The sequence below is a fragment of the Variovorax sp. CF313 genome (genome assembly GCF_000282635.1).
Lineage (GTDB): Bacteria > Pseudomonadota > Gammaproteobacteria > Burkholderiales > Burkholderiaceae_C > Variovorax.
Genome location: NZ_AKIW01000011.1, coordinates 53334 through 68171 on the forward strand (window position 1 = coordinate 53334; position 14838 = coordinate 68171).

The following is a 14838-nucleotide window of genomic DNA, read 5'->3' on the forward strand; positions in this document are numbered from 1 at the left end:
TTTCTACTACCAGCGCGCTCCGAAGGTGCGGCGCAGTTCATCGATCTGTTCGGCGTTCAGCGGTGCAGGCCTTGCGGCGCTCGCAAGCATTTGAAGCCGGGCGGTTTCCTCTAGTTCCTCGAGCACGGCCATGGCGGCGGCCGGCGTGTCGTGCCAGACATTGGGGCCCAGGCGCGTGAGCATCACGGCGCGGATCGGCGTGCCGGCAGCGCCGAAGCGCTCGACGGCCTGCGCCACCTGTTCGGCCGCTTCGGGTGCGCCGGGCCGGTGGTACGGAATGACCGGCACGTGGCCGACCTTCATCACGAAGTACGGCGTGAGGGCGGGCAGCAGCTCGTCACCCGGGTTGTTCAACGTGAGCGCCACGCAGTGCGTGCTGTGCGTGTGGATCACACAGGCCGTGTTCGCATCGAACTTGCGAGCGGCTGCGTAGATTCGCGTGTGCAGCGCGATGGTCTTGCTCGCGCGGTCGCCGCTGGTCTGCTGGCCTTGTGCGTCGAGCCTTGCCAATCGGGCCGGGTCGAGAAAGCCGAGGCATGCGTCGGTCGGTGTGATCAGAAAGCCGTCGTCCAGCCGCACGCTGATGTTGCCGGCCGTGGCATGCACGTAGCCGCGCTCGAACAGGCTGCGGCCGACGCGGCAGATTTCTGCGCGGGCTTCGTTCTCGGTCATGCGAGCACTGTAAAGGCCTTGGTGAAGAAATCGTCACTACCGAAGTTGCCGGACTTCAGTGCGATGTGCACACCCGTCTCGGGCGCGGCGTCGGAGCGCGCGTGGCACCACGGCACACCGGGGTCGATCTGCGGGCCGATCTGCATCTGCGCGATGCCTAGCGCCTGCACGCATGCACCCGAGGTTTCACCGCCGGCCACCACCAGCTGGTGTACGCCGCGTTCGACCAGGCCGCGCGCGATGGCTGCAATGGTGCGTTCGACCATCGCGCCGGCCTCCTCGACACCGAGCCTGCCTTGCACCGACTTCACGGCGCCGGCTTCGGCGGTCGAGTAAACGAGCACGGGGCCCTTGTCGATCAAGGGCGTGGCCCAGGCCAGCACTTCGGCGGCAACGTCCACGCCCGCGGCGATGCGCAATGGGTCGACGGCCATTGCCGCGCCGCCGCGCTGGATGAAATCGAGCACCTGCCGGTTGGTGGCGAGCGAGCAGCTGCCCGAGACCACCGCGGTCCTGCCACCGGCCTTGGGCAACGCACTGGCCTGCGACGAAGGCGCGAGCCCGAAGTTGGCCGGCAGGCCGATGGCCACGCCCGAGCCTGCGGTGAGCAGCGGCATCTTCGCAAGCGCCGGGCCCATGCGCAGCAGGTCGTCGTTCGACACCGCGTCGACGATGGCGATGCCCACGCCCTCGGCCTTCAGCTGAGCGATGCGCTCGTCGATGGCGGCCGCGCCGCGCGCCACCACCGCATAGTCGATCAGTCCCACCTTGCGTTTGCACTGCGCCTGCAGCACGCGCACAAGGTTCGGGTCGGTCATCGGCGTGAGCGGATGGTTCTGCATGCCGCTCTCGTTGAGCAGCACCTCGCCCGCGAACAGGTAGCCCTTGAACACGGTGCGCTTGTTGTCTGGAAAGGCGGGCGTGGCGATGGTGAAGTCGCAGTTCAGCGCGTCCATCAGCGCCTCGGTCACGGGGCCGATGTTGCCCTGCGCCGTGCTGTCGAAGGTGGAGCAGTACTTGAAGTAGATCTGCCGCGCGCCCTGCGCCTGCAGCCAGCGCAATGCGTCGAGCGACTGCGCGATGGCCTCGGCCGGCGCGATGGTGCGCGACTTGAGGGCGACGACGACGGCATCGACGTCGGCATCGAGCGGGCCTTCGGGCACGCCGATGGCCTGCACCACGCGCATGCCCGCGCGCACGAGGTTGTTGGCGAGATCGGTGGCCCCGGTGAAATCGTCGGCAATGCAGCCGAGCACGAGCTTGGCCATGGCTCAGCCCTTCACAGGCAGCTTCACGGCCTGCGCGTTCTCGCGAACGTAGTCGCGCAGGATGGCGTCGAAGCTTGCGTCGGCCTTCAGGCCCAGCGCCTCGGCGCGTGCCGCGTGGATGCGGCTGGGCCAGCTGGTGACGATCTTCGCGATGGCCGCATCGGGCTCCCAGTCGATGAGTCCGGTTGCCTCCTTGCCGGCGATGCGTTCGAGCGCCTGCGCCATCTCGCGCACGGTGGTCGTCAGCGCGGGCAGGTTGATGGCAGTGCGCGCACCCCATTCGGCAGTGCTGGCCGTGGCCGCGCGCACGATGCCCGCGACGGTGTTGCCGGGCGAGGCCAGCGCGACCGGCGTGTCGGGCGACACCGGGCAGCGCGCGCGCTCGCCGGCCAGCGGCTCGCGCAGCATGCCGCTCAGGAAGCTGGAGGCCGCGCCGTTGGGCCGGCCGGGGCGCACCGACACCGTCATGAGCCGCACGTTGCGGCCCTGCACGAAGCCCTTGCGCGTGAAGTCGGCCACCAGCTGCTCGCCGATGAATTTCTGGATGCCGTAGCTGTTCTGCGGCGTCGGCAGCGTGGTGTCCTCGATCACGGCCGGCAGGCGCTGTTCAGGCGAATCTCCAAACACCGCGACCGAGCTGGAGAACACGAACACCGGCGAGTGGCCCGCGCGGCGCGCGGCTTCGAGCAGGCCGCGCGTGGCGTCGAGGTTGCTGCGCATGCCGAGGTCGAAGTCGGCCTCGCATTCACCGCTGACGGCGGCGGCGAGATGGAACACGAGCTGCGTCTCGGCGATGGGCAGCGCGCCGTTGCCTAGTTGTTCGAGCAGGTCGCCCTGCACGAACTGGATGCGCGCGTCGCCGGCCAGGTCGGCGGGCGGCGGCACGCGGTCGGCCAGCGTGATGCGCGACACGGGCTGCGCGGCGCCGCCGGCCAGTGCGAGGTTGCCGCCCGCGAGCAGCGTGCGAGCGAGGCGGGCGCCGAGGAAGCCGCAGCCGCCGGTAATGAGGATGTTCATGCTGTGTGTCTCTGCTTTCTACTTCAGGCTTGTTTTTTCGGGGCCGGCACTTCAATGCCCGGGAAGATCTTGATGACCGCGCTGTCGTCCTCGCGCGCATAGCCCGCGGTCGAGGCCTGCATGAACATCTGGTGCGCGGTGGACGACAGCGGCAGCGGGAACTTGCTGGCGCGCGCCACGTCGAGCACCAGGCCCAGGTCCTTCACGAAGATGTCGACCGCCGACAGCGGCGTGTAGTCGCCCGCGAGCACATGCGCCATGCGGTTCTCGAACATCCAGCTGTTGCCTGCGCTGTGCGTGATGACCTCGTAGAGCGCGGCCGGGTCCACGCCTTCGCGCAGGCCCAGCGCCATCGCCTCGGCCGCGGCCGCGATGTGCACGCCGGCCAGCAGCTGGTTGATGACCTTCACCTTGCTGCCAGCGCCTGCCGAGTCGCCCAGGCGGTAGACCTTGGCGGCCATCGCGTCGAGCACGGCGCCTGCCTTCTCGTAGGCGGCGGGCGTGCCGGCGGTCATCATCGTCATCTGGCCACTCGCGGCCTTGGCGGCGCCGCCGGAGATCGGCGCGTCGAGGTACAGGATGCCCAGCTTCGCGAGGCGCGCCTCGAGCGCCACCGACCAGTTCGGGTCCACAGTGGAGCACATCACGAACAGGCTGCCAGGCTTCATCGACGCGGCGCATCCGGGCGTGGTGCCGTCGCCGAACAGCACCGACTCGGTCTGCGCGGCATTCACGACCACGCTGACCACGATGTCGCACTGCGCGCCGAGCGCGGCCAGCGTGCCGCAGGCCGTTCCGCCGTCGCGCGCGAAGGCTTCGGCCACCTCGCGGCGCACGTCGAACACGTGCGGCGCATGACCCGCGCGGCGCAGCGATTGCGCCATGCCGGCGCCCATGGCGCCGAGGCCCACGAGGCCGACGACTGGAAAGTTGGAGGAAGAGGTCATCAGGATGTTCTTTCGATCAGCGATTCACGAGTTGCTTCGGCGTGAGCCACACGCCGATGGCGCCGAGCACCAGCGCCGCGGCCAGCACGTACATGCCGATCTGCGTGCTGCCCGTCAGGTCTTTCAGATAGCCGATGAGGTACGGGCTCACGAAGCCCGCGAGGTTGCCCACCGAGTTGATGGCCGCGATGCCGGCCGCAGCCGCCGTGCCCGACAGAAAGGCGGTAGGCAGCGACCAGAACAGCGGCGCGCAGGTCAGCACGCCGGCCGCGGCGAGCGACAGGAAGGCGAGCGACACGGCGGTGTTCTGCGTGTACGAAGCCGCGACCGTGAAGCCGATGGCGCCCATCAGCGCGGGCACGATCAGGTGCCAGCGGCGCTCCTGGCGACGGTCGGCGCTGCGGCCGAAGAGGTTCATCGCGACGATGGCGCAGACGAACGGGATCGCGCTGAGCAGCCCGATGTGGAGGTTGCCCTGCACGCCCGTGGCCTTGACCAGCGTGGGCAGCCAGAAAGTCAGCGCGTATTGGCCCATGACGAAGGCGAAGTAGATCAACGCCATCCACCATATGCGCACATCGCGGAACACGCCAGCCACCGAGTGCGGCCCCTTGGCGCCGTGCTCGGCATCGCGCGCTATCTCGCGCTGCAGCAGCGCCTTTTCCGCCGCGTCGAGCCAGCGTGCCTGCGCAATGCCGTTGTCGAGGTAGACCAGCACCATCACGCCCACGATCACGGCCGGGACGGCCTCGATGATGAACATCCATTGCCAGCCGCTCAGCGACGCCGCGCCGTGGAAGCTGTCCATGATCCAGCCCGACAGGGGGTTGCCGAAGATGCCCGCCACCGGAATCGCCGACATGAACACCGCGATGATCCGCGCGCGCCGGTGGGCCGGGTACCAGTGCGTGAGGTACAGGATCACGCCGGGATAGAAGCCCGCCTCGGCCACGCCGAGCAGGAAGCGCAGGACGTAGAAGCTGGTCGGCGTCTTCACGAACATGAAGCAGGCCGACAGCAGGCCCCAGGTGATCATGATCCGCGCGATCCAGATGCGTGCTCCGACGCGGTTGAGCAGCAGGTTGCTCGGCACCTCGAACAGGAAGTAGCCGAGGAAGAAGATGCCCGCACCCAGGCCGAACACGGTCTCGCTGAAGCCCAGGTCCTGCCCCATCTGCAGCTTGGCGAAGCCGACGTTGACGCGGTCGAGGTACGCGACCACGTAGCAGAGCATGAGGAAGGGCACGAGGCGCCAGAACACCTTGGCGTAGGTGCGCTTTTCGAGCGCGGCATCGGCTGTGGCGGACGGCGCGGCGTGCGTGGCGCCGGCCGGGAGGGTGGAAGAAGTCATGAAAAGGTTTGTCCCGCTTGATTTGTCAGGTCATCATACAAATCTGAGTTTTGTTGATTGACCCGGGGAAACCCGAAGGCAACGCCTCCTGCGGCGACTTTCTGGTGTCTTTATGTGTCGGCGGACTCAGCTGCCGACGGGCCAGCCTTCGACCAGGGGCCGCGCGAGTTGCGCGCCTTCCTGCTGCCAGAACGCGGGATCGGCCAGCTCGATGCGGCGGATCGCGTTGTCCATGTGGTTCTTGGCCGCCTCGCGCGCGCGCAGCGGGTCGCCGGCCTCGATGGCCTCGACGATGCGCGCGTGTTCCTGCGCCACCTCGCGCGCGAAGTCGGCGCGGCGCGCCTCGTTGGCGCGCGTGACGCGGGTGGCGCCATGCAGGAACTGGCGCAGGTACTGCAGCGTGCCGATCAGGAACGGATTGCGCGCCGCCTCGGCGATGGCGCGGTGGAAGCGCACGTCCTCGTCGGCGCCGTTGCCGCCCGCCTCGACCGCCGCATGCAGCGCATCGATGGCCTCGCGGATGCGCTGCACGTCGTCGGCCGTGCGGCGCTCGGCGGCCAGCGCGGCCACTTCGGCCTCGAGCGCACGGCGCACCTCGACCATCTGGATGACGGCTTCGCGCGAGGCGACGTGCGGCATCTCGAAGCGCAGCGGCTCGACACCGGCGGCACGCACGTACACGCCGCTGCCCTGGCGCGAGTCGAGCAACCCCAGCGACTTGAGCCGCGACACGGCCTCGCGCACCACCGTGCGGCTGACGCCGAACTGCTCGGCCAGCGCGGCCTCGGTCGGCAGGCGGTCGCCTTCGGAAAGACGCCCGCTGCGCACCTCGGCCGCGAGCGCATCGGCCACCTGGTCGGCGAGGCGGACGGCGGGAGCGAGGGACTGGAAGCGGGCGGTCATGGGTGCGATGGAGGTGGGGCCTGCGACTCTAACGCAGGCCCTGCGCGGCCGCCGGCGCTCAGTTCAGCGCGTGCCGCGCGGCGTTTGCAATGCTCGCGGCATCCACCCCGAAGAATCCGCGCAGCGCCGCACGCGTGTCGCTGCGGCCGAAGCCGTCGGTGCCCAGCGTGAGGTAGCGGCGGCCTTCGGGCAGGAAGGCGCGCACGCTCTCGGGCACGGCGCGCACGTAGTCGGTGGCGGCAATGACCGGTGCCTTGCCGCTGCCCTTGCCGAGCTGCTGCGCGATGAAGGGCGTGCCGGCTTCTTCACCAGCCAGCGCGCGCTGCTCGCAGGCTTGGCCGTCGCGCGCAAGCTCGCTCCAGCTCGTGACGCTGAACACCTCGGCCTCGATGCCTTCATCGGCCAGCAGCTGCGCGGCCTTGACGACTTCCGTCAGGATCGCGCCCGAGCCCATCAGCGTGACCTTCTTCTTCGCCTTGCCGGAGGCCGGCGAATACACGCCGAAGCGGTAGCACCCGCGCAGGATGTCGCCTTCCGCACCTTCCGGCACATCGGGCTGCGCGTAGTTCTCGTTCATGAGCGTGACGTAATAGAACACGTCCTTCTGCTCGACCATCATCTCGCGGATGCCCGCGTCGACGATCACCGCCATCTCGCCCGCATAGGCCGGGTCATAGGCCTTGCAGTTGGGAATGGTCGCGGCCACGAGGTGGCTGCTGCCGTCCTGGTGCTGCAGGCCTTCGCCGCCGAGCGTGGTGCGGCCCGACGTGGCACCGAGCAGGAAGCCTCGTGCGCGCTGGTCGGCCGCGGCCCAGATCGCATCGCCGACGCGCTGGAAGCCGAACATCGAGTAGTAGATGTAGAAGGGCAGCATGGCCAGTCCATGCACGCTGTAGCTGGTGGCCGCGGCCGTCCAGCTCGCGATGGCGCCGGCTTCGCTGATGCCTTCTTCAAGGATCTGCCCGTCGGTCGCTTCGCGATAGCTCAGCACCGAGCCGATGTCTTCGGGCGCGTAGCGCTGGCCCACGCTCGAATAGATGCCCACCTGCTTGAACAGGTTGGCCATGCCGAAGGTGCGCGCCTCGTCGGCCACGATGGGCACGATGCGCGGGCCGAGCGCAGCGTCCTTCATGAGGTTGCCCAGCATGCGCACGAAGGCCATGGTGGTGCTCATCTCCTTGCCGGCCGCAGCGGTCGCGAACTGCGCGTAGCTTGCGATATCGGGCTTGGGCACGATGTCGCAGGCGGTCTCGCGGCGCGGCATGGCGCCGCCGAGCGCTTCGCGGTGCTGGCGCAGGTAGCGCATCTCGGCGCTGTCCTCGGCCGGGCGGTAGAAATCCATCGCGATGGCCTGCGCATCGGTGAGCGGCAGGTTGAAGCGGTCGCGGAACTCGATCAGGTCCACGTCGCCCATCTTCTTGTGCGAGTGCGTGGTCATCTTGCCCTGCGCGGCGCTGCCCATGCCGTAGCCCTTCTTGGTGTGGGCGAGGATCACGGTCGGCTGGCCCTTGTGCCTGGCCGCTGCCGCGTAAGCCGCATGGATCTTCACGAGGTCGTGGCCGCCGCGCTTCAGGCGGTCGATCTGCTCGTCGGTCATGCCTTCGGCCAGGCGCGCGAGCTCGGGGTTCTGGCCGAAGAAGTTGTCGCGGTTGAAGCGGCCGTCCTTGGCGGCGAAGGTCTGCATCTGGCCGTCGACGGTGTGGGCGAACACGCGCGCGAGCGCACCGCTCACGTCCTGCGCGAAGAGGCCGTCCCAGTCGCTGCCCCACACGAGCTTGACGACGTTCCAGCCCGCGCCGGCAAAGAGCTTTTCGAGTTCGTCGATGATGCGGCCGTTGCCGCGCACCGGGCCGTCCAGGCGCTGCAGGTTGCAGTTGACCACCCACACGAGGTTGTCGAGCTTCTCGCGCGCGGCGAGCGTCAGCGCGCTCATCGATTCGGGCTCGTCCATCTCGCCGTCGCCGAACACGCCCCACACCTTGCGGCCCTCGCAATTCAGCAGGTTGCGGTGCGTGAGGTAGCGCATGAAGCGCGCGTGGTAGATCGAGCTGATGGGGCCGATGCCCATCGAGCCGGTGGGGAACTGCCAGAAGTCCGGCATCAGGTACGGATGCGGATAGCTGCACAGGCCGCGCGCGCCGCTGCCGTCGGTGAAGGCGGGCGCGGTGAGTTCCTGGCGGTAGTGGTTTAGGTCTTCTTCGCCGAGACGGCCTTCGAGGTAGGCGCGCGCATAGACGCCCGGCGCGCTGTGCGGCTGGAAGAACACGAGGTCGCCGCGGTGCTGCTCGCTGCGCGCATGGAAGAAGTGGTTGAAGCCGGTTTCGAACAGGTCGGCCGCGCTCGCGTAGCTGGCTATGTGGCCGCCGAGTTCGCCATACGCCTGGTTGGCCTTGGCCACCATCGCGAGCGCGTTCCAGCGCATCAGCGAGGCGAGCTTTTCCTCGATGGCGAGGTCACCCGGGAACGGCGGCTGGTCTTCCACCGCGATGGTGTTGACGTACGGCGTCGCGAGTTCGGGCTGCCAGCCGATGCGCTGCTGCCGCGCGAGCCGGGCCAGCTCGACCAGCATCTGCTTTGCGCGCTGCGGCCCCTGCGTTTGCGCCAGCGCCAGGAAGGCGTCGCGCCATTCGGCGGTCTCGGCGGGGTCGGGGTCGTGCGAGAGCGGCGTGTCGAGCAGCAGGGCACGCATCTGGTCGGGCGAAATCGGGGCGTTCATATCGGCACTTTAGGCCGCCACACGAAAAATTAGCTACTGGCGAAGCCAATTCCCTGCAAGCGTCGCAGCATAAAATTCCGTCAATCTTCAACCTTCCAGCATTTCATGCAACTCGACGCCATCGACCTGCGCATTCTCGACGAGCTGCAGCGCGACGGCGCGCTGTCGAACGTGGAGCTGGCGCGGCGCGTGCACCTGTCGCCATCGCCCTGCCTCGCGCGGGTGAAGGTGCTCGAAGCGAACGGCGTGATCGGCCGCTATGTGGCGCTCCTCAGCGCCAAGGCGCTGGGCTTGGGGCTCAACGTGTTCATCTCGATCAGCCTCACGACGCAGAGCAAGCAGTCGCTCGCCGATTTCGAGCAGCGCATCGCCGAGCACGACGAGGTGATGGAGTGCTACCTGATGACGGGCGACAGCGACTACCTGATCCGCATCGCGGTGGCTGACATGGCGGCGCTGGAGAAATTCATCCTGGAACAGCTCACGCCGATTCCGGGGATCGAGAAGATCCGCTCCAGCTTTGCACTGAAGCAGGTCAGATACAAGACGGCGCTGCCGTTGCCAAGGGAGTAGGTACTCCCCCAGGCTTCGCGCACTTCGTGTCGCTTCGCCTTCCCCCTCGCCGGGGGCAGCACCAGAGGCCCGGCCAAGCCGGTTCCTCGGTGTTTCCCGAAAGGGGGCTGGCTCCTGCGACGATCAGAGGCCGATCAGGCCGCCGTCGTTTTTCGTGATGACGATGGTTGCCGAGCGTGGGCGGGTGTTGCCGCCATCGGGCCAGTGGCTGAGGAACTTCGTCGGATCGGAGATGTTCCCCTTGGCCGTGCTCTCGCCCGGGTGCTGGATGTTCACGAACAGCGCGCGGCCGTCACCCGATTCGGCGATGCCGGTGATCTCGCAGTCGATCGGGCCGACCAGGAAGCGGCGCAGGCCGTCGGTGCCGGGGGCCTTGCCGATGAAGGTGGCCTGCGTGGCGGTGGTGGAACCGTCGACGTTGGTGATGGTCTTCGCGCCGCCGTCGCCGACCTTGCCCGGCAGGGTGGCCAGCAGCATGCAGTTGGTCACGTCGGTGTACGCGCCGTCGTCGGTTTCCAGCCACAGCAGGCCGGGCGCCGCCTGGCTGAACCACATGCCGTCGGGGCTGGAGAAGTCATTGTCGGCGCCGAGGGCGGACAGGTTCACGTCGGCCGATGCAGTCGAACGAGCACCGAACAGGTACACGTCCCACTTGAAGGTCACCGCGGTCGGGTCGCCGTTGGTGTCGGCAAAGCGCACGATGTGGCCGTTCGGGTTGCCCTTCTGGTCCGTGCCGGTGGTCGTCTTGTCGTTGTAGAAGCGCGGGTTGGCGGCGTCGGTCTTGCCGATCGGACGCGAGCTGGCGTTGGTGTTGGTCAGCGTGACGTAGACCTCGCCGGTCTTCGGGTTGACGGCCGTCCACTCGGGGCGGTCCATCTTGGTAGCGCCGGCGGCGTCGGCGGCGTGGCGCGCATTGACCACCACGTCGGCCGCGTCGGCGAAGGCATAGGCGGAGTAGCTCGCGGTGATGTTGTTGACGCCGAGCTTCAGTTCGAGCCAGTCACCCGTGCCGTCGGCCTTGAACTTGGCCACGTAGAGGCGGCCGTCGTCCATGTACTTGTCGCCGGCGGCCATGCCGCCGCCGATGTCGGCCGCGTCCCAGTTCTTCGTGGAGACGAACTTGTAGATGTACTCGTTGCGCGAATCGTCGCCCATGTACCAGACCAGCGGCTTGCCGGCCACGACCGGGCCCAGGCAGGCGCCTTCATGGCCGAAGCGGCCGAGCGCAGTGCGCTTCTTCGGCGTGCTCGTGGGGTTGAACGGGTCGATCTCGACGACCCAGCCGTAGGTGTTGGAGCCGTTGCGGTAGTCGTCGGCGGCGGTGCCGCCCACGACCACGACTTCGGTGTTCCAGCGGCCGTAGAGGTTGTCGGCCGTATCGGGCGTGACGGTGGCCCACAGCTCGCGGCCAGTACTCGAAACGCCATAGCGGCTGAAGGACGCCAATTCCTTGGCCGTACGGTTGGCATTGTCGTTGGCGGCGATGCGGCGGAAGTAGCCGGCCCAGTTTTCCTCGCAGGTGAGGTACGTGCCCCACGGCGTGGTGCCGTTGGCGCAGTTGTTGAGCGTGCCGCGGGTCTTGCTGCCGTCGGTCGAGTACTTGGTCTTCAGGTAGTCGGTCTTGGCGGCCGGGCCCGAGAAGCTCATCTCGGTGAGCGTGTGGACGCGGCGATTGAGGGTCGAGTCCTGCTTGTAGCTCCAGGTGCTGCCGCTCTTGTTGACCTCGATCAGGCTCACGCCGTGCAGGTAGAACTCGCGCAGCACTTCGTCGGCGACGGTGCGCGCGGCCGCGTTGCCGGTGCCGCTGATGGTCTGGCCGGCGGGGTGCAGGAACAACGGCGTGATGGCCTCGTGGTTCATCACGAGCAGGCCGCGCGATGCGCCGGCGGGGTCCCACTTGTTCGACGCGTTCATGCCGAAGTAGGTCATGCCGTCGTGGTGGTCACCCGCGCGACGGTCGTACGTGGTGGCGTCGTCGGAACCGTCGTTCTTGTAGGCGGCGACGCCCGAAGCGATCGGATCACCCAGGCGATAGAGCACGCTGGCGGTGTAGCCTGCGGGCACGGTCACGACATCGGCGAGGCTCTTGGCCACGGGATTGAAGCCGAGCTTCATCGCAGCGGCAGGTGCGGGTGCGGGTGCGGGCGCTGGCGAAGGCGCCGGGGCGGGAGCGGGTGCCGGAGGCAGCACCGGGAACGCGGTGCCGCCACCTCCACCACCGCCGCACGCCTGCAGCAGCGCCGTGCCGGCGGTGCCGACGCCCAGGCCGAACAGGTGGCGGCGGCTCAGGCGCGAGGCGATCAGGTCGGTGAACGAGGAGTTCGACGTGGGGTTGGTGCCGATGTCGTCGAGGTCGACCGAAGGATCGTCGGTGCGGGTATTTGCGGTCATGCGCAATGTCTTTCTTCATGGATTGGGGGAAACCAGCCCGTGAAGTTAGGCACTTCGTATGACGGCTCAATGAAACACTCAGCTTCCCGTCAGGTTGAATTGAGCCACCAAGTGCCGCGCCCTGCTCAGGGAGCGGGCGACTGCCTCGGCCACAGCGCCCACAGGCGCAGCGGCTGGTTCATGCTCGCCGCGAGGCGGCCCGCATCGGCGCCGGTGCCCGCGAAGTAGTCGGCGCGCACCGCGCCGAGGATGGCGCTGCCGGTGTCCTGCGCCACCACCAGTTTCTGCAGCTGCGCCGCCGGCCCGCTGGACGCCAGCCACACCGGCGTGCCGTACGGGATGCTCTCGCGGTCGACCGCGATGGAGCGGCCGGCCGTGAGCGGCACGCCTTGCGCGCCGCGCGGGCCGAAGGCGGCGTCGACCTCGCTCATCGTCTCTTCGCGGAAGAACACGTAGCGCGGGTTGCTCCACATCAGTTGCGACACGCGCTGCGGGTTCTGCGCGGCCCAGGCCTTGGTGTCGTCGGGCCACTTGCCGACCTTGGCCACGCCTTGGCTGATCAGCCATTGCTGCACGCTGCGGTAGGGCTGCTCGTTGGTGGCCGAGAAGGCCATTCGCACGGTGTGCTGCCAGCCGTTGGCCTCGGTGATGCGCAGGCGCCCCGAGCCCTGGATGTGCAGCATCAGCGCGTCGATGGGGTCGGCCATCCACGCGATCTCGCGGCCGCGCAGCGCGGCCTGCGCCTCGGGCAGGGTCTCGATCTCCTGGCGCGTGTACCACGGGCGGCGCGGCACCAGGCCGTCCGGGGCCTGGTAGATCGGCACGTTGAAGGTGGCGGTGGGCACGCGCGAGGCTTCGTACACCGGCTCGTAGTAGCTGGTGAGCTTGCCCTCGGTCTGGCCGTTCAACGCCTCGACGCGGTAGGGCTGCAGCCGCTCGGTCATCCACTGGCGCTGCTCTTCGGGCGTGGCGATGGTCAGCTGGCGCACGTCGCGGCACAGCGGCGCGAAGGCGGCGTTGGGTCGCACGCAGTTCGCCAGCAGCGCGATCCACGCCTCGTGCAGCGGGTCTTCGCCGAAGCCCGGCAGTTCCGTCCAGCCGACCGGCACCCAGCGGCTCTTGGGATGCGCGAGCGAGCCGGTGAGCGGACCGAGGTCGCGCGGCGGGGTGGCGGAGGGGCGGGCGGGGGCCTCGGGCGTGCGCGGGCCGGTGGAACAGGCGGCGAGCGTTGCTACGATCACAAGCCCGACCAGCCACTGGAGTCCATTTCTCATGGGTTTGATTCTGCTTGAAGCCCTCGCCGCGGGACTCGTGTTCATCTTGATCATTTGGTGGACCATGTTTTCCGGCCGCAACAAGGGCGAATTGCACGACGACGACCCACCCGAAGCCGGCCGCGACGCCACCAACGGGAACCCGCCGCCGGAAACGTGAATTGCTTGCGCAGTCCCGCGCCGCGCAGCCATGTCGGACAATCGCCCCATTGCTATTACTTTAGTAGCAATCATCGCAGCATTGACGCGCGATGGCGAAACTTTTCTTATTTTCCCCAGGGCTTTGAGCCCGTACCATCGCGTACGCCCGGAAGCTAAGCTGTGGCCCGCCTGAATCATCCTTGAAAGGGATTGCCATGAAAAAGTTCGTACTCGCAACCACCGCCACGGCGCTCATCCTGTCCGGCTGCGCCGGCGGCATGACTGACACGCAGCGCAACACCGGCATCGGCGCCGGCATCGGCGCGCTGGGCGGCGCCGCCATCGGTTCGGCCACCGGCGGCAACCGCGGTGCCATCGGCACGGGCGCGGTGGTCGGCGCGGCCGCCGGCGCGCTCGGCGGCTACCTGTGGTCGCAGCGCATGGAAAACCAGAAGCGCCAGATGGAAGCCGCCACGCAGGGCACCGGCGTCGCCGTGACCCAGACACCCAACAACGAGCTGAAGCTGCAGATTCCGAGCGACGTGTCCTTCGACGTGGGCCGCGCCAACATCAAGCCGAACTTCGCGCCGGTGCTCGACCAGTTCGCCAACGGCCTGCGCAACAACCCGAACGCCGAGGTGCGCATCATCGGCCACACCGACAGCACCGGCTCGGACGCCATCAACAACCCGCTGTCGGTCGAACGCGCGGCCAGCACGCGCGACTACCTCGTGGCGCACGGCGTGAACGCAGCGATCTTCCGCATCGAGGGCCGCGGTTCGCACGAACCCATTGCCGACAACAACAACGACGCAGGCCGGGCGCAGAATCGCCGCGTCGAAATCTACATGGGTGAGCGCGGGCCGCGAGGCTGAGCGTTCACCGCATGGGGAAACCGGCCGCGCTGAAAGGCCGGTTCCCGCCACTACCGTTCCATTGGTCCATTAAGAGGGAATCTCATGAGGAAGTTCGTTGTTTCGAGTGCGGCCGCGGCCGCGTTGCTTTTCATCGCGGGCTGCGCTTCGCAGTCGCAGCCGCCGGCCACCGCCGCGCCGGCCGCCGCAACGGCCGCGCCAGCCAACAGCTGGACGGCCCGCCTGGCCGCGTTGAAGACTGATCTCGAAACCTCCACCAAGGGCACGGGCGCGGTGATCGAGCAGACCGCCGACAACCAGCTGCACGTGGTGATCCCGAACGAGCTGTCGTTCGACTCCGGCCGCGCCAACGTCAAGCGCAACCTCGCGCAGGTGCTCGACAAGGTCGCCGAAGGCCTGAAGAGCGCCACCGCCGCCAGCGTGCGCGTGGTGGGCCATACCGACAACACCGGCAGCGAGGAAGGCAACGAGCGCCTCTCGGTGAGCCGCGCGGACAGCGTGCGCAACCACCTGGTGAGCCGCGGCGTGTCGACCACGGCCATCACGACCGACGGCCGCGGCTCGCGCGAGCCGCTGGCCGACAACGGCACGGTCGCAGGCCGCGCACAGAACCGCCGCGTCGAGATCTTCGTCGCCGAGAAAGCCTGACCCCCAGGCTTCGCGCACTTCGTGTCGCTTCGCCAACCCCCTTTCAGGGGGCAACACCTGCG

Annotated in this window: 13 protein-coding genes; 4 read left to right on the forward strand and 9 right to left on the reverse strand. The window is 68.2% G+C overall.

What is annotated here, in order from left to right; all coding sequences use genetic code 11:
- Positions 1-6: 6 nt before the first annotated feature.
- From PMI12_RS03390 to mdeB, 7 genes are all read right to left on the reverse strand, one after another.
- Positions 7-672 carry a class II aldolase/adducin family protein gene (locus PMI12_RS03390; protein ID WP_007829142.1) on the reverse strand — a complete coding sequence of 222 codons (666 nt, stop codon included), beginning with the start codon at positions 670-672 and terminating at the stop codon, positions 7-9.
- On the reverse strand, positions 669-1940 hold the full coding sequence (otnK, locus tag PMI12_RS03395) for a 3-oxo-tetronate kinase (RefSeq protein ID WP_007829143.1): 1272 nt from the start codon (positions 1938-1940) through the stop codon (positions 669-671). Before otnK ends, PMI12_RS03390 begins: the two co-directional genes overlap by 4 nt.
- Before the next feature lie 3 nt (positions 1941-1943).
- Complete coding sequence (gene denD, locus PMI12_RS03400; protein WP_007829145.1) at positions 1944-2957, reverse strand: D-erythronate dehydrogenase; 1014 nt, start codon at positions 2955-2957, stop codon at positions 1944-1946.
- Between the two features lie 23 nt (positions 2958-2980).
- Positions 2981-3904, reverse strand: a complete 924-nt coding sequence (ltnD, locus tag PMI12_RS03405) for an L-threonate dehydrogenase (protein WP_007829147.1) — start codon at positions 3902-3904, stop codon at positions 2981-2983.
- A gap of 16 nt (positions 3905-3920) precedes the next feature.
- Entirely contained in the window at positions 3921-5255 is a 1335-nt protein-coding gene (locus PMI12_RS03410; RefSeq protein ID WP_007829148.1) for an MFS transporter, read from the reverse strand.
- A gap of 126 nt (positions 5256-5381) precedes the next feature.
- Positions 5382-6158, reverse strand: a complete 777-nt coding sequence (locus tag PMI12_RS03415; RefSeq protein ID WP_007829150.1) for a FadR/GntR family transcriptional regulator — start codon at positions 6156-6158, stop codon at positions 5382-5384.
- 58 nt (positions 6159-6216) lie between these two features.
- Positions 6217-8874, reverse strand: coding sequence for an alpha-ketoglutarate dehydrogenase (gene mdeB, locus PMI12_RS03420; RefSeq protein ID WP_007829152.1), 2658 nt, complete (start codon positions 8872-8874; stop codon positions 6217-6219).
- Positions 8875-8979: 105 nt separating this feature from the next.
- Between mdeB and PMI12_RS03425 the strand changes: the two genes are divergently transcribed.
- Complete coding sequence (locus PMI12_RS03425; protein WP_007829154.1) at positions 8980-9447, forward strand: Lrp/AsnC family transcriptional regulator; 468 nt, start codon at positions 8980-8982, stop codon at positions 9445-9447.
- Between the two features lie 123 nt (positions 9448-9570).
- On the opposite strand, the gene PMI12_RS03430 is transcribed toward PMI12_RS03425, so the two are convergent.
- Both PMI12_RS03430 and mltA read right to left on the reverse strand, forming a co-directional pair.
- Positions 9571-11838, reverse strand: coding sequence for a PhoX family protein (locus PMI12_RS03430; protein ID WP_007829156.1), 2268 nt, complete (start codon positions 11836-11838; stop codon positions 9571-9573).
- A 125-nt stretch (positions 11839-11963) separates the two neighbouring features.
- Positions 11964-13112 (reverse strand): murein transglycosylase A, encoded by a 1149-nt coding sequence (gene mltA / locus PMI12_RS03435; protein WP_042672767.1) that lies wholly within the window; start codon positions 13110-13112, stop codon positions 11964-11966.
- Here mltA and PMI12_RS29170 point away from each other — a divergent pair.
- From PMI12_RS29170 to PMI12_RS03445, 3 genes are all read left to right on the forward strand, one after another.
- Positions 13111-13272: a hypothetical protein gene (locus PMI12_RS29170; RefSeq protein WP_007829159.1), complete on the forward strand. Its 162-nt coding sequence runs from the start codon at positions 13111-13113 to the stop codon at positions 13270-13272. The two genes, mltA and PMI12_RS29170, sit on opposite strands and share 2 nt — an antisense overlap.
- A gap of 196 nt (positions 13273-13468) precedes the next feature.
- Complete coding sequence (locus PMI12_RS03440; protein ID WP_007829161.1) at positions 13469-14128, forward strand: OmpA family protein; 660 nt, start codon at positions 13469-13471, stop codon at positions 14126-14128.
- Positions 14129-14212: 84 nt separating this feature from the next.
- Positions 14213-14776 carry an OmpA family protein gene (locus PMI12_RS03445; RefSeq protein ID WP_007829163.1) on the forward strand — a complete coding sequence of 188 codons (564 nt, stop codon included), beginning with the start codon at positions 14213-14215 and terminating at the stop codon, positions 14774-14776.
- Positions 14777-14838 lie beyond the last annotated feature (62 nt).

Excerpts from the sequence above, each read along its gene's own strand:
- otnK (WP_007829143.1), bottom strand. The coding sequence starts at position 1,940 with ATGGCCAAGCTCGTGCTCGGCTGCATTGCCGACGATTTCACCGGGGCC.
- PMI12_RS03430 (WP_007829156.1), bottom strand. The coding sequence starts at position 11,838 with ATGACCGCAAATACCCGCACCGACGATCCTTCGGTCGACCTCGACGAC.
- PMI12_RS03440 (WP_007829161.1), top strand. The coding sequence starts at position 13,469 with ATGAAAAAGTTCGTACTCGCAACCACCGCCACGGCGCTCATCCTGTCC.
- mltA (WP_042672767.1), bottom strand. The coding sequence starts at position 13,112 with ATGAGAAATGGACTCCAGTGGCTGGTCGGGCTTGTGATCGTAGCAACG.
- PMI12_RS03390 (WP_007829142.1), bottom strand. The coding sequence starts at position 672 with ATGACCGAGAACGAAGCCCGCGCAGAAATCTGCCGCGTCGGCCGCAGC.
- PMI12_RS03445 (WP_007829163.1), top strand. The coding sequence starts at position 14,213 with ATGAGGAAGTTCGTTGTTTCGAGTGCGGCCGCGGCCGCGTTGCTTTTC.
- mdeB (WP_007829152.1), bottom strand. The coding sequence starts at position 8,874 with ATGAACGCCCCGATTTCGCCCGACCAGATGCGTGCCCTGCTGCTCGAC.
- ltnD (WP_007829147.1), bottom strand. The coding sequence starts at position 3,904 with ATGACCTCTTCCTCCAACTTTCCAGTCGTCGGCCTCGTGGGCCTCGGC.
- denD (WP_007829145.1), bottom strand. The coding sequence starts at position 2,957 with ATGAACATCCTCATTACCGGCGGCTGCGGCTTCCTCGGCGCCCGCCTC.
- PMI12_RS03415 (WP_007829150.1), bottom strand. The coding sequence starts at position 6,158 with ATGACCGCCCGCTTCCAGTCCCTCGCTCCCGCCGTCCGCCTCGCCGAC.
- PMI12_RS03410 (WP_007829148.1), bottom strand. The coding sequence starts at position 5,255 with ATGACTTCTTCCACCCTCCCGGCCGGCGCCACGCACGCCGCGCCGTCC.
- PMI12_RS03425 (WP_007829154.1), top strand. The coding sequence starts at position 8,980 with ATGCAACTCGACGCCATCGACCTGCGCATTCTCGACGAGCTGCAGCGC.
- PMI12_RS29170 (WP_007829159.1), top strand. The coding sequence starts at position 13,111 with ATGGGTTTGATTCTGCTTGAAGCCCTCGCCGCGGGACTCGTGTTCATC.